The sequence below is a fragment of the Leifsonia sp. C5G2 genome, assembly GCF_013359685.1.
Lineage (GTDB): Bacteria > Actinomycetota > Actinomycetes > Actinomycetales > Microbacteriaceae > Leifsonia.
On record NZ_JABFMV010000010.1, the window covers coordinates 40,828 to 58,979 of the forward strand.

Annotated in this window: 19 protein-coding genes; 11 read left to right on the plus strand and 8 right to left on the minus strand. The window is 71.1% G+C overall.

Going from position 1 to position 18,152, the window contains the following annotated elements:
* Window positions 1-18 precede the first annotated feature (18 nt).
* A complete protein-coding gene (locus HNO83_RS13570) occupies window positions 19-765 on the minus strand; it encodes a class I SAM-dependent methyltransferase (protein WP_175338050.1) in 747 nt (248 codons plus the stop codon).
* 178 nt (window positions 766-943) lie between these two features.
* Between HNO83_RS13570 and HNO83_RS13575 the strand changes: the two genes are divergently transcribed.
* Window positions 944-1,525 (plus strand): exonuclease domain-containing protein, encoded by a 582-nt coding sequence (locus HNO83_RS13575; protein WP_349627209.1) that lies wholly within the window; start codon window positions 944-946, stop codon window positions 1,523-1,525.
* Window positions 1,526-1,649: 124 nt separating this feature from the next.
* Entirely contained in the window at window positions 1,650-3,053 is a 1,404-nt protein-coding gene (locus HNO83_RS13580) for a DNA recombination protein RmuC (protein WP_175338052.1), read from the plus strand.
* Window positions 3,054-3,116: 63 nt separating this feature from the next.
* Here HNO83_RS13580 and glpX read toward each other — a convergent pair whose 3' ends face one another.
* A complete protein-coding gene (gene glpX, locus HNO83_RS13585; protein WP_175338053.1) occupies window positions 3,117-4,118 on the minus strand; it encodes a class II fructose-bisphosphatase in 1,002 nt (333 codons plus the stop codon).
* 253 nt (window positions 4,119-4,371) lie between these two features.
* Here glpX and fbaA point away from each other — a divergent pair, with 253 nt between their 5' ends.
* A complete protein-coding gene (fbaA, locus tag HNO83_RS13590; protein WP_175338054.1) occupies window positions 4,372-5,400 on the plus strand; it encodes a class II fructose-bisphosphate aldolase in 1,029 nt (342 codons plus the stop codon).
* 66 nt (window positions 5,401-5,466) lie between these two features.
* A complete protein-coding gene (locus HNO83_RS13595) occupies window positions 5,467-6,093 on the plus strand; it encodes a DUF6264 family protein (protein ID WP_175338055.1) in 627 nt (208 codons plus the stop codon).
* Between the two features lie 142 nt (window positions 6,094-6,235).
* Here the strand turns inward: HNO83_RS13595 and HNO83_RS13600 are convergent, their stop codons facing one another.
* Window positions 6,236-7,105, minus strand: a complete 870-nt coding sequence (locus tag HNO83_RS13600) for an SDR family oxidoreductase (protein ID WP_175338056.1) — start codon at window positions 7,103-7,105, stop codon at window positions 6,236-6,238.
* A gap of 95 nt (window positions 7,106-7,200) precedes the next feature.
* Here HNO83_RS13600 and HNO83_RS13605 point away from each other — a divergent pair, with 95 nt between their 5' ends.
* Entirely contained in the window at window positions 7,201-7,572 is a 372-nt protein-coding gene (locus HNO83_RS13605; RefSeq protein ID WP_175338057.1) for a winged helix-turn-helix transcriptional regulator, read from the plus strand.
* A gap of 4 nt (window positions 7,573-7,576) precedes the next feature.
* Here HNO83_RS13605 and HNO83_RS13610 read toward each other — a convergent pair whose 3' ends face one another.
* On the minus strand, window positions 7,577-8,608 hold the full coding sequence (locus tag HNO83_RS13610) for a 4-hydroxy-3-methylbut-2-enyl diphosphate reductase (protein ID WP_175338161.1): 1,032 nt from the start codon (window positions 8,606-8,608) through the stop codon (window positions 7,577-7,579).
* A gap of 109 nt (window positions 8,609-8,717) precedes the next feature.
* Here HNO83_RS13610 and xseA point away from each other — a divergent pair, with 109 nt between their 5' ends.
* From xseA to HNO83_RS13635, 5 genes are read left to right on the plus strand one after another with little or no spacing between them, the layout of a single operon-like run.
* Window positions 8,718-9,980: an exodeoxyribonuclease VII large subunit gene (xseA, locus tag HNO83_RS13615; protein ID WP_175338160.1), complete on the plus strand. Its 1,263-nt coding sequence runs from the start codon at window positions 8,718-8,720 to the stop codon at window positions 9,978-9,980.
* Window position 9,981: 1 nt separating this feature from the next.
* A complete protein-coding gene (locus HNO83_RS13620) occupies window positions 9,982-10,242 on the plus strand; it encodes an exodeoxyribonuclease VII small subunit (protein ID WP_502708435.1) in 261 nt (86 codons plus the stop codon).
* On the plus strand, window positions 10,239-10,898 hold the full coding sequence (locus HNO83_RS13625; RefSeq protein WP_175338059.1) for a DUF4245 domain-containing protein: 660 nt from the start codon (window positions 10,239-10,241) through the stop codon (window positions 10,896-10,898). Before HNO83_RS13620 ends, HNO83_RS13625 begins: the two co-directional genes overlap by 4 nt.
* Window positions 10,899-10,936: 38 nt before the next feature.
* Window positions 10,937-11,533: a carbonic anhydrase gene (locus tag HNO83_RS13630; protein ID WP_175338162.1), complete on the plus strand. Its 597-nt coding sequence runs from the start codon at window positions 10,937-10,939 to the stop codon at window positions 11,531-11,533.
* 34 nt (window positions 11,534-11,567) lie between these two features.
* The gene (locus tag HNO83_RS13635) at window positions 11,568-12,974 is read left to right on the plus strand and encodes a class II fumarate hydratase (protein WP_175338060.1); all 1,407 of its coding nucleotides are present in this window, start codon (window positions 11,568-11,570) and stop codon (window positions 12,972-12,974) included.
* An 86-nt stretch (window positions 12,975-13,060) separates the two neighbouring features.
* Here the strand turns inward: HNO83_RS13635 and phoH2 are convergent, their stop codons facing one another.
* The 3 genes from phoH2 to HNO83_RS13650 all read right to left on the minus strand — a co-directional run bounded on the left by phoH2 (window position 13,061) and on the right by HNO83_RS13650 (window position 16,666).
* Window positions 13,061-14,371, minus strand: a complete 1,311-nt coding sequence (phoH2, locus tag HNO83_RS13640) for an RNA 5'-3' helicase PhoH2 (protein WP_175338163.1) — start codon at window positions 14,369-14,371, stop codon at window positions 13,061-13,063.
* Window positions 14,372-14,639: 268 nt separating this feature from the next.
* Window positions 14,640-15,758, minus strand: a complete 1,119-nt coding sequence (locus HNO83_RS13645; protein ID WP_175338061.1) for an aminotransferase class V-fold PLP-dependent enzyme — start codon at window positions 15,756-15,758, stop codon at window positions 14,640-14,642.
* A 110-nt stretch (window positions 15,759-15,868) separates the two neighbouring features.
* The gene (locus tag HNO83_RS13650; RefSeq protein WP_349627210.1) at window positions 15,869-16,666 is read right to left on the minus strand and encodes an isoprenyl transferase; all 798 of its coding nucleotides are present in this window, start codon (window positions 16,664-16,666) and stop codon (window positions 15,869-15,871) included.
* 72 nt (window positions 16,667-16,738) lie between these two features.
* On the opposite strand from HNO83_RS13650, the gene trhA reads away from it, so the two are divergent.
* The gene (trhA, locus tag HNO83_RS13655) at window positions 16,739-17,584 is read left to right on the plus strand and encodes a PAQR family membrane homeostasis protein TrhA (protein WP_175338062.1); all 846 of its coding nucleotides are present in this window, start codon (window positions 16,739-16,741) and stop codon (window positions 17,582-17,584) included.
* A 6-nt stretch (window positions 17,585-17,590) separates the two neighbouring features.
* Here the strand turns inward: trhA and HNO83_RS13660 are convergent, their stop codons facing one another.
* On the minus strand, window positions 17,591-18,043 hold the full coding sequence (locus HNO83_RS13660; protein ID WP_175338063.1) for an Lrp/AsnC family transcriptional regulator: 453 nt from the start codon (window positions 18,041-18,043) through the stop codon (window positions 17,591-17,593).
* Window positions 18,044-18,152 lie beyond the last annotated feature (109 nt).

Below are 18,152 nucleotides of genomic sequence, written 5' to 3' on the forward strand. Positions count from 1 at the left end.
ACTTGGGGGCCGGTGGGATCACGCCCCGAGAGCCGTGCGGTACGAGCGCGTGACGTACGGCAGCTCGATTGTGTCGCGCCCGGCCAGGTCGGGATGCTCGCGCAGCAGACGCCGGAGCGATTGGATGACGGCCGCCTGCCCGTCGGGGTCCTTCGTGATGAAGTAGCTGCGCGACCGGGCGAGGTCGAGCAGCCCGTCGTGGGTCAGCGTCTGCACCCAGCGCGTCTGGTGCCTCTCCAGCGGACCGAACGGCGCGGGGACGACGGGCTCGCTCTCGTCGTCGAAGGCAGCGGTGCCCGCATCCATCAGCTGGCCGAGCTCCCGTACCCAGCCAACGCTCTCGTCCCGCTCGTTCCAGATCAGCCCGAGCCGGCCGCCCGGGCGGAGCACGCGCGCGACCTCGGGGACCGCCAGGTCGGCATCCACCCAGTGCCACGCCTGGGCCACGACCACCAGGCCGAAGGTGTCGTCGTGCGTCGGGATGCGTTCCGCGGTGCCCTCGACCGCATCCACCTCGGGCAGCCGCTCGCGCAGTACGCGGAGCATCTCGGGCGAGGGATCGACGGCGGTCACCTCCCGGCCGCGCTCGACGAGTGCGGCGGTCAGTTTGCCGGTGCCCGCTCCCAGGTCGAGCACCGCGCCGTCCACGCCGTCGAGGAGCCAGCCGACCGCGTCCGCCGGATAGGACGGACGGGACGCGTCGTAGACGTCGGCCGCCCGGTCGAAGGAGGCCGCATGGAGGTCGCGCTGCTGTCGGGGTCGCATGCCGCCGATGCTACGCGGCGGCACCCCGACGCGCCCCGATACCCGCTTGAGGTACTCGTAGATGTCCTCGTGATCGGCGTGTCGGCGACAACGGCGAGCACCTCGGCGGGACCACGGAAGCGCGCGGCGCGCGGGCGGGATGCGGGGCGGCGTCGGTGGGGCGTGTGAGCATGACGACGTGAGCCTGAACTTCACCGCCATCGACTTCGAGACCGCCAACTCCTCCCCCGCGTCGGCCTGCTCGGTCGGCCTGGTGAAGGTCCGGGACGGCAAGGTGGTCGATCGGGCGGGATGGTTCATCCGCCCGCCGCTCGGGCACGACCAGTTCCAGGAGTGGAACGTGCGCATCCACGGCATCCGCCCGGAGCAGGTGGCGGACGCGGCGGGCTGGGTGGACCAGCTCGCCGATCTGGTGGAGTTCGCGGAGGACGACCACCTGGTGGCGCACAACGCGGGATTCGACATGGGCGTGATCCGCGCGGCCTGCGCGGCGACGTTCGTGGCGTGCCCGGAGTACAGCTACCTGTGCAGCCTCAAGGTCGCCCGGAGCACCTACACGCTCGACTCGTACCGGCTGCCGGTCGCCGCGATGGCGGCCGGGTTCGACGGCTTCCAGCACCACGACGCCCTGGCCGACGCGGAGGCGTGCGCGGCCATCGTCATCCACGCGGCGCGCCACCACGAGGCCGCGACCATCGAGGACCTCGCCGGCCTGACCGGCGCCCGTCTCGGCCGCATCGGCATCCCCGTCGCCGCCTGACCCGTCGATCGAGTGGCGACATCTTGTCGCAACTCGGCGTGGATTCGCGCATCTTCTCACCTCTCGATGGGACGCGCGGGGCGCGGAGGGACGCAGTGTCGGAGGGGGCTGACACACTGAGGGCATGGACATCCTCGCCCTCCTCTTCGGCCTCCTGATCGGGCTCGTGGCCGGTGCCGTCGGCGGCGGCTTCGCGGTGGCGAAGCTGGTGCGCTCGCGCACCGCGGCCGAGCCCGCCGTGCCGACGGTCGACCCGGCCGTCCTCGCGGCGCAGCACCAGGCGGAGCTCGCCGAGGTGCGGGCGGCCGAGGCGGCGGTGCAGGCGGAGATCCGGGCCGACCTCGCCGGGGCGCAGAGCCGCGTCGACGCGCTGCAGGAGCAGCTCGTGTCCGCGCAGCAGCAGTACCGCGAGACGGTCGAGCGGCACCGCGCCGAGATGGAGGCGCGGGCCGAGCGGGAGCGCGCGGAGAGCAAGGTGCTGCAGGCCCTCGCTCCGGTGCGCGAGAGCCTGACCGACATGCAGCGCAAGGTCGTCGAGCTGGAGACGCAGCGCAATCAGCAGCACGGGCAGCTCGCCCAGCAGCTGCGCTCCGCGGCCGAGTCGGAGGAGCGGCTGCGCAGCACCGCGGAGGCGCTGGCGTCCGCGCTCCGCTCGAACAGCACCCGCGGCGTCTGGGGCGAGACCCAGCTGCGCAGCGTCGTGGAGGCCGCGGGACTGCTGGAGCGCGTGGACTTCGACGTGCAGTCGAGCATCCACTCGGAGTCCGGAGCGGGCCGGCCCGACATGATCATCCGGCTGCCGGGCGGCAAGAGCATCGCGCTCGACGCGAAGGTGCCGTTCAACGCCTACCTGGAGGCCAGCCAGATCCCGGCGACCGCCACCGGTCCGGAGGGCGCTCAGCGCGAGGCGCTGCTCAAGCAGCACGTCAAGGCCGTGCGCGACCACATCACGACGCTGGGCAATAAGGCGTATTGGACGGGGCTGGAGTCCTCCCCCGAGCTGGTCATCGCGTTCATCCCCAGCGAGTCGCTTGTGTCGTCCGCTCTCGAGGCCGACCCGTCGATCATGGAGTTCGCGTTCGGCAAGCGCGTCGCTCTGGCCTCGCCCGTGACCCTGTGGTCGGTTCTCAAGACGGTCGCGTTCAGCTGGCAACAGGATGTGCTGACGCAGGAGGCGAAGCAGCTGTTCGACCTGAGCCGCACGCTCTACAGCCGGCTGTCGACGACCGCGGGCCACATCGAGAAGCTGGGCCGGTCGCTGGAGCGCACGGTCAAGGACTACAACGGCTTCGTCGGATCCTTCGAGCGCCAGGTCTTCCCCGCCGCACGCAAGCTGAACGCCCTCGACGAGTCGAAGGTGATCGGCGTCATGGAGGGCATCGAGGAGGCGCCGCGCGAACTCACCGCCTTCGAGCTCGTCAGCGAGCTGGAGCCGCGCGACCTGCACGGCATCGACACGTTCGCGCTCGAAGAGAAGGAGCGCGGCCGCGCCGCCGACAGCGGGCACGAGGAGCCCGGCGTCGCCTAGCAGGCCACGAATCGCGATCGTTCGTCACGAATCGCGACCGTTCGTCACGAATCGCGAGCGGCCTCAGAGCTGGTCGGGCTCCAGCCACTTCTCGGCCAGGTGGTCGGCGATCACGCGGCGGGCCGTGCCCGACTTGGAGCGCAGCACGATCGACTCGGTCCGGATGATCGGGCCCTTGCGGCGCACGCCCTCGACCAGACCGCCGTCGGTCACACCGGTGGCGACGAAGAACGTGTTGTCGCCCTGCACCAGGTCGTCGGCGCCGTAGACCCTGTCCATGTCGAGGCCCGCGGCGACACCGGCGGCGCGCTCGGCGTCGTCCTTCGGCGCCAGCCGCCCCTGCATGAAGCCGCCGAGCGCCTTGATGGCGCAGGCCGTCGTGATGCCCTCCGGGCTGCCGCCGATGCCGACGCACATGTCGATGCGCGACTCGTACCGGGCGGCGTTGATCCCACCCGCCACGTCGCCGTCGAGCAGCAGCCGCGTCCCGGCGCCGGCGGCGCGGATCTCCTCGATCAGGCCCTCGTGCCGGGGACGGTCGAGCACGGCGACCCGGATCTCGCCGACCGGCTTCTTCTTCGCCTTCGCGAGCTCGCGGATGTTGTCCCCGATCGGCTGCGACAGGTCCACGACCCCGCGGCCCTCTGCCCCTGTGACGATCTTCGACATGTAGAAGACGGAGGACGCATCCAGCATCGTGCCGCGGTCCGACACCGCGATCACCGAAAGCGCGTTCTGACGGCCCGCGGCGGTGAGCGAGGTGCCGTCGATCGGGTCGACCGCGATGTCGACCGCCGGACCGCGCCCGTTGCCGACGTGCTCGCCGTTGAACAGCATGGGCGCGTTGTCCTTCTCGCCCTCGCCGATCACGATCAGGCCGTCGAAGTTGACCGTGCCGAGGAACTTGCGCATCGCATCCACCGCCGCGCCGTCGGCCGCGTTCTTGTCGCCGCGTCCGATCCACGGGGTCGCACGGATGGCCGCCGCCTCGGTCGCCCGCACCAGCTCCATCGCGAGGTTCCGGTCCGGGTGCGTGAAATGGGATGCGGTGTCGGTGCTGGTCATGATGGGTCCTCCCGGACGGATTCGGAACGTCGTCGTCGATCCCGGCTCGGCGTGCCCGTCCCGCCGGCGCACCGGCCGGGCGGCGTCTACGGCCGGACGCTGCCAGTGTATCCGCGGCCCCACGCGGCGTCATGGGTTCTGCACGGACGTTCACCTGCCTGAGCGCGCATCGTCACCCGGACCGCCCACGGACCCGCCCCGGACGCGCCGGTATGATGAGGGCGTTCGACACACCGATCCCCAAGGAGCTGCAATGCCCATCGCCACGCCGGACCAGTACGCAGAGATGCTCGACAGAGCGAAGGCGAGCGGCTTCGCCTACCCCGCGTTCAATGTGTCGTCGTCGCAGACGATCAACGCGGTCCTGCAGGGTCTCACCGAGGCGGGCAGCGACGGCATCATCCAGGTCACGACCGGCGGCGCCGACTACTTCGCCGGCCAGAGCGTGAAGGCGCGGGCCACCGGTGCGCTGGCCTTCGCGAAGTTCGCCACCGAGGTCGCCAAGAACTACCCCATCACCGTCGCGCTGCACACCGACCACTGCCCGAAGAACGCGCTCGACGACTTCGTCCTGCCGCTCATCGCCGCCTCCGAGGAGGAGGTGAAGGCCGGGCGCAACCCGATCTTCCAGTCCCACATGTGGGACGGCTCGGCGGTCCCGCTGGACGAGAACCTCGAGATCGCGCAGGAGATGCTCAAGCGCACCAAGGCCATCAACGCCATCCTCGAGGTCGAGATCGGCGTCGTCGGCGGCGAGGAGGACGGCGTCCGTCACGAGGGCTCCAACGAGGCCCTCTACACGACCCTCGCCGACGCCGAGAAGGCCGTCGACGCCCTCGGCCTCGGCGAGAACGGCCGCTACATGGCAGCGCTCACGTTCGGCAACGTGCACGGCGTCTACAAGCCGGGCAACGTGAAGCTGCGCCCGGAGCTGCTGAAGGAGATCCAGGACGGCCTGGCCGCCAAGTACGGCACCGGCCCGAAGCCGCTCGACCTGGTCTTCCACGGCGGTTCCGGCTCCACCGACGAGGAGATCGCCGAGGCGGTGCGCAACGGCGTCGTGAAGATGAACATCGACACCGACACCCAGTATGCGTTCACCCGCTCCATCGCCGGCTACATGTTCCAGAACTACGACGGCGTGCTCAAGGTGGACGGCGACGTCGGCAACAAGAAGCTGTACGACCCGCGCGCGTGGGGCAAGGTGGCGGAGTCCGCCATGGCCCAGCGCGTCGTCGAGGCCACGCAGCAGCTCGGCTCGGCCGGACACTCCGGCAAGTAGGCCGCACTGGCGGCGGGCGACCCCCGCCGCCCGCACCACCATCCAGATCAGCGAGGAGCCGCCGGCATGGCCGAGCAGGAACAGCAGCCGGACGACCGGCCGCGGCCCCGGTACGGCGAGCTCGCGCCGCCCGGCTGGGTGTGGCACCCGCCGGAGGATGCCGACCGGCTGGACACGTCGCGGCGGGTCGCCGAGGACGACACCGAGGCGCAGGAGCAGCCGTCGACGGCGGCCCCGTACGGCGCGCGCACTCCGTCCGAGGGCCCGTACTACAGCCAGAACGCCCGGCCCGATCGCCCGGCACCGACCTGGAACCTGACGCTCACCATCCTGCTCACCGTCTTCGGCTTCTTCGGGATGTCGTACTCGATCGCGACGCTGCAGGCCATCCCGGCGTCGATGCAGCTGCTGCACAGCACCAACGGACTCGGTCAGTACACGCCCGCGCCGGTCGTCGGCTCGCTGGTGCTCGCAGGCTCGATCACGATGGCCGCCATCTGGGCCGTCTCGGCCGGCATCGCCGCCTGGCTGCTGGTGAAGCGCCGCCTGGCCTTCTGGGTGCCGCTGGTCGCGGGCATCGTGGCGATGGTGGCGCTGCTCATCTTCGCCGGCGCCGTGCTGGCGACCGATCCCGTGCTGCTCGGCTTCTACAGCGGGACAACGCCGCCGACCTCCCCCAGCCCGACCCCCTGACCCACGAGCGACTGCTGCACGGCGGAACGACCGCGGGGCAGCGCGCACCTGCAGACGTTACGGGAGGCCGCAGTCGCGGATGCCGGCGCCGACGGCGCGGCGCCGGCAGGGCGGACCCCACCGGCGCCGACGCGCCCGGCTGTCAGGCCGCGGACGCCTCCCGCGCCTGCGCGAGACCCTCCGCGAGCGACGTGGTCGGACGGCCGATCAGCTCGGCGAGCGTCGGCGACGCCTCCCCGAGCAGCCCGTCGCGGATGTTGCCGTCGAGCGCCACGACGAAGCCGACCGTGCCCTCGTCGAGCCCGGCGGCGGTGAGCGCCGCCGCGTGCTCCTCCGGCGACACCGGGCGGTAGACGACCTCGCGCCCGAGCAGCTCGGAGGCGACCGCCGCGAGCTCGTCGAACGTCCAGGCCGCGTCGCCGCTCAGCTCGTAGACGGCGCCCTCGTGGCCCGGGGTCGTCAGCACGACCGCGGTGGCCTCGGCGTAGTCGGCGCGCGTCGCGCTCGCGACCCGCCCCTCCCCTGCGCTGCCGAGGATCTCGCCGGTCGCCGCCGCCTGGTCGAGCGTGCCGACGTAGTTCTCGGTGTACCAGTTGTTGCGCAGGATGGTCGCCGGGAGGCCGGATGCGGCGAGCAGCCGCTCCGTCTCCGCGTGCTCCGGCGCGAGGATCAGCGCGCTCTCGGTGGCCTTCGGGGCGCTCGTGTAGACGATGCGACCCACCCCGGCGCGCACGGCCGCGTCGATGGCGTTGCGGTGCTGCGGGATGCGGTTGCCCACCTCCGAGCCGGACACCAGGAGCAGCGCGTCCGCGCCGCGGAAGGCCTCGTCGAGCGTCTCGGGGCGGTCGAAGTCGATGACGGCGGTGTCGACGCCGCGCTCGGCGAGGGGCGCGAGGCGGTCGGCGCGGCGGCCGAGGGCGCGGATGTCGGCGGCGGGGACGCCGCGCTCGAGGAGCGACTCGACGACGAGGCGGCCGAGGTGGCCGGTTGCTCCGGTGACGACGATGGTCATGGGGGGGTCCTTTCGATCGGTTACCTCAGCGGCAACCGGCCGCCCGATCCAAAACTTCCCGGACGAAGGTACCCACTTTTCGGTAAGTTACTGACGTGGACACCGGTTTTGCCTCCCTCAACGGGTTCGGCTTCACGGATGGCGTGCTGCCCTCCGAGTGCCCGAGCCGGATCGTGCTCAACCACGTGACGAGCACCTGGGGCGTGCTCGTACTGGTGGCGCTCTCGCAGAGCGACCTGCGCTGGGGCGAACTGCGTCGCACGGTGCAGGGGATCAGCGAGAAGATGCTCGCCCAGACGCTGCGCACGCTGGAGAAGGACGGCTTCGTGCTGCGCACCGCACAGCCGACCGTGCCGCCGCGCGTCGACTACAGCCTGACCGAGCGCGGCCGCGCGGTGACCGAGCACCTGCTGCCGCTGATGTCGTGGATCTCGGACAACGCCGACGACATCGTCACCGGCGCGTAGCCGGTCAGCGCCCGCGGCCGCCGAGCGCCCGCGCGTCCTGCTTGCCCGTGATGTCCTTGCGGAGCTCCTTCGGCAGCGAGAACATGAGGTCCTCCTCCGCCGTCTTGACCTCCTGCACGTCGCGGTAGCCCGCGCCCGCCAGGTCGTCGAGCACCTCCTGCACGAGCACCTCCGGCACCGAGGCGCCGCTGGTGACGCCGACAGAGGAGACGCCGTCGAGCCACTCCTGCTTGATCTCGCTGGCGTAGTCGACCCGGTAGGCGGCCTTCGCGCCGTACTCGAGCGCGACCTCCACCAGGCGGACCGAGTTGGAGGAGTTGGCCGAGCCGACCACGATCACCAGCTCCGCCTGCTCGGCGACCTTCTTGATCGCGACCTGGCGGTTCTGCGTGGCGTAGCAGATGTCGTCGCTCGGCGGGTCCTGGAGGTTGGGGAAGCGCTCGCGCAGGCGGCGAACCGTCTCCATCGTCTCGTCGACCGAGAGGGTGGTCTGCGAAAGCCACACCACCCGGTCCGGGTCCTTCACGACGATCGAGTCGACGTCGTCCGGGCCGTTGACCAGGGTCACGTGGTCGGGCGCCTCGCCCGCGGTCCCCTCGACCTCTTCGTGGCCGGCATGGCCGATGAGCAGGATCTCGCGGTCGTCGCGCGCGAACCGCACGGCCTCGCGGTGCACCTTGGTGACCAGCGGGCACGTGGCGTCGATCGCGAGCAGCCCGCGCTCGGACGCCGCATTGACGACGGCCGGCGAGACGCCGTGCGCCGAGAACACGACGTGCGCGCCCGGCGGCACCTCGTCGACCTCGTCGACGAAGACGGCGCCCTGCTGCTCCAGCTCGGACACGACGTGCACGTTGTGGACGATCTGCTTGCGCACGTAGACGGGCGCGCCGTACAGGTCGAGCGCCTTCTCCACGGCGACCACGGCGCGGTCGACACCGGCGCAGTAACCGCGCGGAGCGGCCAGCAGCACCCGCTTGTGTCCGACGACCGGGTTATCCTGAAGCCGTCGCCTGGCGCCGGGAATGCGCGGCATCGGGAGGCTGATGGTTGCGTCGCTCACCCTTCGATCCTACGTGAGCACGCTGAGCACGGAATGGGAGGGGCCAGTGAGCCAGACCTCGGCACCGCCCGCGTCGGTCACGATGCAGGCCGCTCCCCCGACGGCGGACGCCCCCTGGCCGGTCGCGCTGCTGAGCAGCAAGATCAAGGGCTGGATCGATCGCCTCGGCACCGCGTGGGTCGAGGGCGAGATCACGCAGTGGGGCGTGTCCGGCGGAAACGTCTACGGCAAGCTGAAGGACCTGAACGAGGACGCCACGATCAGCTTCACGATCTGGTCCTCCGTGAAGGCGCGCATCCCGGCCGACCTGAAGCAGGGCGACCGCGTCGTCGCCGCCATCAAGCCCAACTTCTGGGTCAAGGGCGGCACGCTGACGATGCAGGTCTACGACATGAAGCACGTCGGCCTCGGCGACCTGCTGGAGCGGCTGGAGCGCCTGCGGCAGCAGCTCTCGTCCGAGGGGCTGTTCGCGGCGGAGCGCAAGAAGCGGCTGCCGTTCCTGCCGCACACGATCGGGCTGGTGACAGGCAAGGACTCCGACGCCGAGAAGGACGTGCTGCGCAACGCGCAGCTGCGCTGGCCGCAGGTGCGCTTCCGGGTCGTGCACGCGGCGGTCCAGGGCGAGCGGACGGTGACGGAGGTCGTCTCCGCGATCCGGACGCTGGATGCCGACCCCGAGGTCGAGGTCATCATCGTCGCGCGCGGCGGCGGCGACTTCCAGAACCTGCTCGGGTTCAGCGACGAGCGGCTGGTGCGGGCGGCCGCGGCGGCCCTGACCCCGATCGTGAGCGCGATCGGCCACGAGGCCGACCGCCCGCTGCTCGACGAGGTCGCCGATCTGCGCGCGTCGACGCCGACCGACGCCGCGAAGCGCGTCGTCCCCGACGTCGCGGAGGAGCTGGCCCGCGTCCACCAGGCGCGCGCCCGGCTCGGCACCCGCGTGACGCACCTCATCGCGCACGAGATCGACCGGATCGGCCACCTGCGCACCCGACCGGTGCTCGCCTCCCCCTCCTGGATCGTGGATGCGCGCGCCGAGGAGCTGACGCGCTACGTCGCCCGCGGCACCGAGCTGGTCGGCCGCTGCGTCGAGCGCGAGACCACCCGGGTGGCGGAGCTGCGCGGCCAGTTGCGCGCGCTCTCGCCGCAGGGCACGCTCGACCGCGGGTACGCGATCGTGCAGACGGCCGCCGGCCACGTGGTGACCGACCCGGCCGAGGCGCCGGAGGGCGCGGAGCTCCGGCTGACCGTCTCCGGCGGGTCGCTCGCGGCGACCGCGGGCGCCGCCCTGCCGTCGCCGGCCGGTCATCCACAGGCCCCAGCGGACGCCCAGCGGGCCAAATAGAATGGACGTCATGCCCACTTCCGCGACGACCCCGGCCGGGGATCCGCTCAGCACGCTCACCTACGAGGAGGCGCGCGACGAGCTGATCCGCGTGGTGCAGGAGCTCGAGCAGGGCTCGGCCACGCTGGAGGAGTCGATCGCACTCTGGGAACGCGGCGAGGCTCTGGCCCGGCACTGCGAGGAGTGGCTGATCGGCGCCAAGGCGCGCCTCGACGCGGCCCGCGCCGGTGCCGGCGCCCCGGGGGCGATCGACGGCGAATGAGCCCCCGCAACAAGCCGCCCGCGGTCGTCGCGGAGCTCGGCCGCCCCGAGACGCCGGAGGAGACCGCCGCCCGCAAGGCGCAGAACTCCGCGAACCACCGCAACCGGCAGACGACCAACAACCTGGTCTACTCGCTGCTGGCGACCCTCGCGATCGTCGCCGTGATCGTGCTCGTCGTGCCGCGCGGCAACCCGTCGGCCACGAAGCCCGCGGTCGACTACGCCTCGATCGCCCAGCAGGCGCAGGGCAGCGAACCCGACGCCCTGCTGGTGCCGAAGCTCCCGGCCGACTGGACGTCGAACAACGCCGAGCTGCGCACCAAGACCTCCGACAAGGTCGACTCCTGGTACGTCGGTCTCATCACCCCGAAGCAGCAGTTCATCGGCATCACCCAGGGCTTCGGCGCGAACGACAGCTGGGTGTCCGACCAGGTGAACAAGTCGCGGATCAAGGGCACACGCGTGATCGACGGTGTGACCTGGGACGTCTACGACAACCGCACCTCCAGTTCCGCCGACGGAAACGTGGAGTACGCGCTGGTCACCTCGTCCGGTGACAGCACGGTCATCGTCTTCGGCACCGCAGAGGACGCCGAATTCCGAACGGTCGCGTCCTCTCTGGCCGGCCAGATCCGCTCACTCCCAGGAGGTCAGTAGCAGTGCCAACCACGCGCCCCGGCAAGGTCTGGAACGCCATGCTCGACGGCAACGCCCGGTTCATCGCCGGCGAGCCGCAGCACCCCCACCAGGATGTGGAGCGACGCGAGAGCGTCGCGAACGGCCAGGAGCCCGTCGCCGCCGTCTTCGGCTGCGCCGACTCGCGCCTCGCCGCCGAGATCATCTTCGACATGGGGCTGGGCGACGCGTTCGTCGTCCGCAACGCGGGCCAGGTCGTCTCCGACTCGGTGATCGGGTCGCTGGAGTACGCGGTCGCCGTGCTGCACGTCCCGCTCATCCTCGTGCTCGGGCACGACAGCTGCGGCGCGGTCGCCTCGGCCATCGCCTCGCAGGCGGCGGATGCCGACCCGTTGCCCCCGCACATCGCCCAGCTCATCGCCCCGATCGTCCCGGCCGTGCACCGCGTGGCGGGCGACGGCGCGGTCGACCCTGCGGGCGTCGACGCCTCCGAGGTGGGCCGCGAGCACCTGCGCGACACGGTCTCCGAGCTGCTCGCGCAGTCCGAGATCATCGCCTCCGCGGTCGCCGAGAACACTCTCGCGATCGTCGGCGCCAACTACCGGCTCGCGGAGGGCCGGGTCGTCCCCGACGTCGTCGTCGGCATGCGCGACTGACACCGAACTCCGCTCACAGAAAGGAACACACACCGTGGTGGACACCCAGGCGGGCACCGAGTACCGCATCGAGCACGACACGATGGGCGAGGTGCGCGTCCCGAAGGACGCCCTCTACAGCGCGCAGACCCAGCGCGCGGTGGAGAACTTCCCCATCTCCGGCTCCGTGCTCGAGCCGGCCCAGATCGCCGCTCTCGCGCGCATCAAGAAGTCGGCCGCTCTGGCGAACGCCCGCCTCGGCGTGCTCGACCAGGACGTCGCCGACGCGATCGCCTCGGCGGCCGACGAGGTCGCGGCCGGCGCGCACGACGCCGAGTTCCCGATCGACGTGTACCAGACCGGCTCCGGCACGTCGTCGAACATGAACATGAACGAGGTGCTGGCGACGCTCGCGTCCGAGCGCCTCGGCCGTCCGGTGCACCCGAACGACCACGTCAACGCGTCGCAGTCGTCGAACGACGTCTTCCCGACCTCGGTGCACATCGCGGTCACCGGCGCGCTCACCGACGACCTCATCCCGGCGCTCGACCACCTCGCGGTCGCGCTCGAGGAGAAGGCGGAGCTGTGGGCGCAGGCCGTCAAGAGCGGCCGCACGCACCTGATGGACGCCACCCCGGTCACCCTCGGCCAGGAGTTCGGCGGGTACGCGGCCCAGATCCGCTACGGCATCGAGCGCATCCGCGCCGCCCTCCCCAGGGTCGCCGAGGTCCCGCTCGGCGGCACCGCCGTCGGCACCGGCATCAACACGCCGCTCGGCTTCCCGCAGCTGGTCATCGAGCTGCTGACGCAGGAGACCGAGCTTCCGATCACCGAGGCGCGCAACCACTTCGAGGCGCAGGCGAACCGCGACGCGCTCGTGGAGGCCTCCGGCGCCCTGCGCACCATCGCGGTGTCGCTGACGAAGATCTCCAACGACCTGCGCTGGATGGGCTCGGGTCCGAACACGGGTCTCGGCGAGCTCCACATCCCGGACCTGCAGCCGGGCTCGTCGATCATGCCGGGCAAGGTCAACCCGGTCATCCCGGAGGCCGTGCTCATGGTCGCGTCCCGCGTGGTCGGGAACGACGCCACGATCGCCTGGAGCGGTGCGTCGGGCCTGTTCGAGCTGAACGTGGCGATCCCGGTGATGGGCACCGCGCTGCTGGAGTCGATCCGCCTGCTCACCCAGGCGAGCCGCGTGCTCGCCGACAAGACGATCCGCGGGCTCGAGGCGAACCTCGACCGGGCGCGCGCGTTCGCCGAGTCGAGCCCGTCTATCGTCACCCCGCTGAACCGCGTCATCGGCTACGAGGCCGCCGCGAAGGTCGCCAAGCACGCCGTCGCGAAGGGCATGACCGTGCGCGAGGCCGTCATCGACCTCGGCTTCGTCGAGCGAGGCGAGGTCACCCTGGAGCAGCTGGACACCGCTCTCGACGTCCTCTCGATGACGCACCCGGGCTGACCCGCCTGGCCGTCAGCTCCTGAGTTGTTCGAGTTTCCAGCGGCGTGTCGCTCGAACAACTCAGGAGCTGTTGGCTTGGGGATGGGTCAGGCGAGCTCGTTGGCCTCCAGCATCTCGGTGACGAGGGCGGCGATGGCCGAGCGCTCGGAGCGGGTCAGGGTGACGTGGGCGAAGAGCGGGTGGCCCTTCAGCGTCTCGATCACGCTGGCGACGCCGTCGTGGCGACCGACCCGGAGGTTGTCGCGCTGGGCCACATCGTGCGTGAGCACCACGCGCGAGTTCTGGCCGATGCGGCTGAGCACGGTGAGCAGCACGTTGCGCTCCAGCGACTGCGCCTCGTCGACGATCACGAACGCGTCGTGGAGGGAGCGGCCGCGGATGTGCGTGAGCGGCAGCACCTCCAGGATGCCGCGGTCGAGCACCTCGTCGAGCACGTTCTGCGACACCAGCGCGCCGAGGGTGTCGAACACGGCCTGACCCCAGGGGTTCATCTTCTCGCCCTGGTCGCCCGGCAGGTAGCCGAGCTCCTGGCCGCCGACCGCGTACAGCGGGCGGAACACCATGATCTTCTTGTGCTGCCTGCGCTCGAGCACCGCCTCGAGCCCGGCGCACAGCGCGAGCGCCGACTTGCCGGTGCCGGCGCGCCCGCCGAGCGAGAGGATGCCGATCTCCGGGTCGAGCAGCAGGTCGATCGCGAGCCGCTGCTCCGCGGAACGGCCGTGCAGGCCGAACACGTCCCGGTCGCCGCGCACGAGCTTCACCTCGCCGTCCGCCACCACGCGGCCCAGCGCCGAGCCGCGGTCGGAGTGGATGACGAGCCCCGTGTTCACCGGGAGGCCGGCGGCCAGCTCGGTGCGCATCCACTCGTCTTCGTACAGCGCCGCCATCTCGTCGCTGCCGAGGTCGATGGAGTCGAGGCCGGTCCAGCCGGAGTCGACGACCTGCTCGTGCCGGTACTCCTCCGCGGCGAGGCCGATCGAGGCGGCCTTCACACGCAGCGGTAGGTCTTTGGAGACGACGGTGACGTCGAGCCCGTCGTTCGACAGGTTCAGCGCCACGGCGAGGATACGCGAGTCGTTGTCGCCCAACTGGATGCCGCTGGGCAGGACCGACATGTTGGAGTGGTTGAGCTCGACGCGCAGCGAGCCGCCGTCGCCGACGGGGATGGGGAAGTCGAGCCGTTCGTGCTGGACCCGCAGGTCGTCGAGGGTGCGCAGCGCCTGCCGCGCGAAGTAGCCGATCTCGGGATCGTTGCGCTTGCCTTCCAGCTCGCCCACGACCACGACCGGGATGACGACAGCATGTTCCGCGAAGCGGAAGATGGCCTTCGGGTCGGAGAGGAGGACGGACGTGTCGAGCACGTAGGTGCGCTCGCTCGTCTTCGCCCTGTCGTCCACCGAGCCGGTCGACCGCGTTGCTGCCTGTCGGGTTGTTGATTCCGCCACGACCACTCCCACCCCGCCGCCCCCTCGGGGCCGGCGGATCTCACTGGCGAGACGGCCGCTTGCGTTCCGAGACGAACTTTTGTGGCCGTCTCGATCGGGCGCGGTGCCCGATGCGTCGAACCTACGCCCGGCCACCGACACGGGCGCATCGGAGGCCGGTGTGTCGTGTTTCGGTCAGGTGAACAATCCGCCCCCACTTCGGGGAGCAGCGAAAGGGGCGTCAGGCGACGGACGCGTACGACGTGAACGCGGCCCGGAGCATGTCGAAGGTCTCCTCCGTGGTGCCCGCATGGACGCTGATCCGCACCGATGTCGCGCGAACACTCGCGCTCACGCCGTGGTTGAACAGGGAAGCGCCGAGCGCGGTCAGCTGCTCGGGCAGCGGCTCCAGCACGACGATACCGGCGCGTTCGTTCGGGCTGCGGGAGGAGCTCACCGGCACGGCGAACTCGTCGGCCAGCTGGATCACGCGTTCGGCGTTGTCGGCGACGGCCGCGGCCACCGTCTCCACGCCCACCGCGGCGACCTCCTCCAGCGCAGCGGCGAAGCGCGCCTCGGCGACCAGGTCCGGGTTCGAGATCGAGAACGCGGCGGCGCCGTGGACGGGGTCGCGCACCTCGTCCCACGGCTGGTCCGGGCCGGAGCCGGTCCACCCGCTGAACACGGGCGTCAGGTGGTCGATCGCGCGCTCGCTCAGCGCGAGGAATCCGGTGCCCCAGCCTGCGCGCATCCACTTCTGGCCGCCGGAGACGACGACATCGGCGACCTCCCACGGCGCATCGACCACGCCGAAGCCCTGGATCGCGTCGACGACCAGCAGCCGGTCGCCGATCACCTGCCGGATGCCGTCGATGTCGGCGAGGTAGCCGGTGCGCGAGTCCACCAGGCTGACCATGACGGCGGCGGTGCTCTCGGTCAGCTGCTCCCGGATGCGCGCGGGCGTCACCCGGCCGTGGTCGGTCTCGAGCCAGGTCGGCGTGATGACACGGAGGGCGTGCGCGGCGCGCTCGGCGGCGTAGGTGAGCGAGGGGAACTCGGCGAGCGAGAGCAGCACCTCGCCGCCGGTCAGCCCGAAGGCGGCGTGCAGCAGGCCGCTGGACGCGTTCGGCTGGAACACCACCTGGTCGGCCGCGAACCCGGTCAGCGCGCCGACGGCCTCGCGCACGCGCTCGTCCTCGGCCCGCATCCGCTCGATGGTGCCGAACCGCGCCTTCGAGAGGATCTCGTACTGCCCGAGCGTCTCGGCGCGGGCCGCTGCCGAGAGCGGCCCGACCCGTCCGTAGTCCAGGTACCCCGGCTCCTCGCCGAACCCGGCCGCGAACTCCTCGATCGTCGTCACCACCCCATCCTGGCCGCCCACCCCCGAGTCCACAAAAACTGCACGTGACACGCCGTCGGAGCGTGCAGTCTTCGCGGACTCGACGGCGGGCGGGAGGGGGCGGAGACGGGTCAGCCGCCGTAGCGGCGCTGGCGGCGGGAGTAGTCGCGCACGGCGCGCAGGAAGTCGACCTCGCGCAGGTCGGGCCCGAGCGCCTCCACGAAGTAGAACTCGCTGTGCGCGCTCTGCCACAGCATGAAGTCGCTGAGGCGCTGCTCGCCGGAGGTGCGGATGACGAGGTCGGGATCGGGCTGGCCGCCGGTGTACAGGTGCTCGCCGATCAGGTCGGGGGTGAGCAGGTCGGCGAGCGTCTCCAGGCTCCCGCCCTCGGCGTGGTGGGCGGCGACGATGCTGCGCATGGCGTCGGTGATCTCCTTGCGGCCGCCGTAGCCGACCGCGAGGTTGATGTGTATGCCGGTCTTGCCCGCTGTGCGCTCCTCCGCCGCGGCGAGCGCCTCCACGAGCCGTGGCGGGAGGCCGGCGGACGTCCCGACGTGCTTCACGCGCCAGTCGTCGTAGTGGGAGACGTCGTCGGCCAGCTGCGCGATGATCTCGATCAGGTCGCCCAGCTCCGCGCTCTCGCGGTTGGTCAGATTGTCCGACGAGAGCAGGTAGAGGGTGACCACCTGGATGCCGAGCTCGTCGCACCACTTGAGGAACTCGAGCATCTTGGCCGCCCCCGCGCGGTGCCCGTGCGCGACCGTGGTGAGGCCCGCCTGGCGCGCCCAGCGCCGGTTGCCGTCGATGATCATCGCGACGTGCTTGGGCAGCGCTTCCCGGTTCAGGTCGCGCCGGAGCCGCTTCTGGTAAAGCCCGTAGAGCAGCCCGCTGGCCTGCAGCCGGCTCCCCGGCGATCCGCGTCCGCTCACGCTGCTACGTTAGCGCGCCCGCCGCCGACGACTCACAGCATCCGGACACCGCCGCTCCCCTACTCTTGATCTATGACGCCCAGGAAGAGCCCGAACACCGGCACCGCCGGCGCGCGCCGCTCCGGCGAGGACGTCGCCGAGCTCCTCGAGGAGCCGGCCGCCGACCTCGACGCAGCGGATGCCGCGGTGCAGGCCGACGAGCGCGCGACGCGCGACGGCGGCCGCGACCTGCCCAACATCCCGCTGCTCGACGCTTCGCTCGCCAACCCGGCCGATATCAAGCCGACCTGGCGCGGCTGGATCCACGCGGGCACCTTCCCGGTCACGATCGCGGCCGGCATCGTCCTGATCTCCCTAGCGCACGGCGCCCCGGCGAAGTGGGCGTCCGCGGTGTTCATGCTCACCTCGATGCTGCTGTTCGGCAACTCGGCGCTCTACCACCGCTTCAACTGGCGGCCGCGCACGAAGGTGATCCTGAAGCGCATCGACCACGCGAACATCTTCCTGCTCATCGCGGGCACCTACACTCCGCTGGCGGTGCTGGCGCTCCCGCCGTCGAAGGGCATCCTGCTGCTCTCGCTGGTGTGGGCCGGCGCGCTGCTCGGCATCGGGTTCCGGGTGTTCTGGATCACGGCGCCGCGCTGGCTGTACGTCCCGATCTACGTCGCCCTCGGCTGGGCGGCCCTCATGTACATCGTCGACCTGGTGGACGCGAACGTCGCGATGATGGTGCTGGTGCTTGTCGGCGGCATCCTGTACACGATCGGCGCGGTCATCTACGGGATGAAGCGGCCGAACCCGATCCCCGGCGTCTTCGGCTTCCACGAGATCTTCCACACGCTCACGGTGCTCGCGTTCCTCTGCCACTGGACCGCGACCCTGCTGATCGCGCTCCACCCCGCCTACAACGCCGGCTGACGCCGGTCAGGTGGGGAGCGCCCTCCGGCCCGTCACCTGCTTCATGACGAGGGTGGAGGAGAGCTTGCGGACGCCCGGGAGGGCGCCGAGCGGCCCGTCGAACAGCTCCTGATACGCGGTCAGGTCGGCCGTGAGCACCCGGAGCATGTAGTCCGGGTCGCCGAAGAGCCGTTCAGCCTGCACGATGTTCGGGATGGCGAGCACGCCCTCCTCGAACGCTCCGACGGTCTTCGGGTCGGTGCGGGCGATGGTGACGAACACGATCGCCTCGAAATCGAGGCCGACCGCTGCGGGCGACACGACGGCCCTGTACTGCTCGATGACGCCGGCGCTCTCCAGTTCGCGCACCCGGCGGTGGCACGGCGACAGCGTCAGGCCGACGCGCGCGGCGAGGTCGGTGAGGCTGAGCCGGCCATCCTCCTGCAGTGCGGCAAGGATTTGGCGATCGATCGCATCCATGTGGTGGATTCTTCCACAACCGGGGCCGATGTGCCCGAAAGTGGCAAGCACTTTCGGGACGATCCGCCATACCTTTCCGGTAGAACCGCGAAGGGCGGCAGAAGGAGGC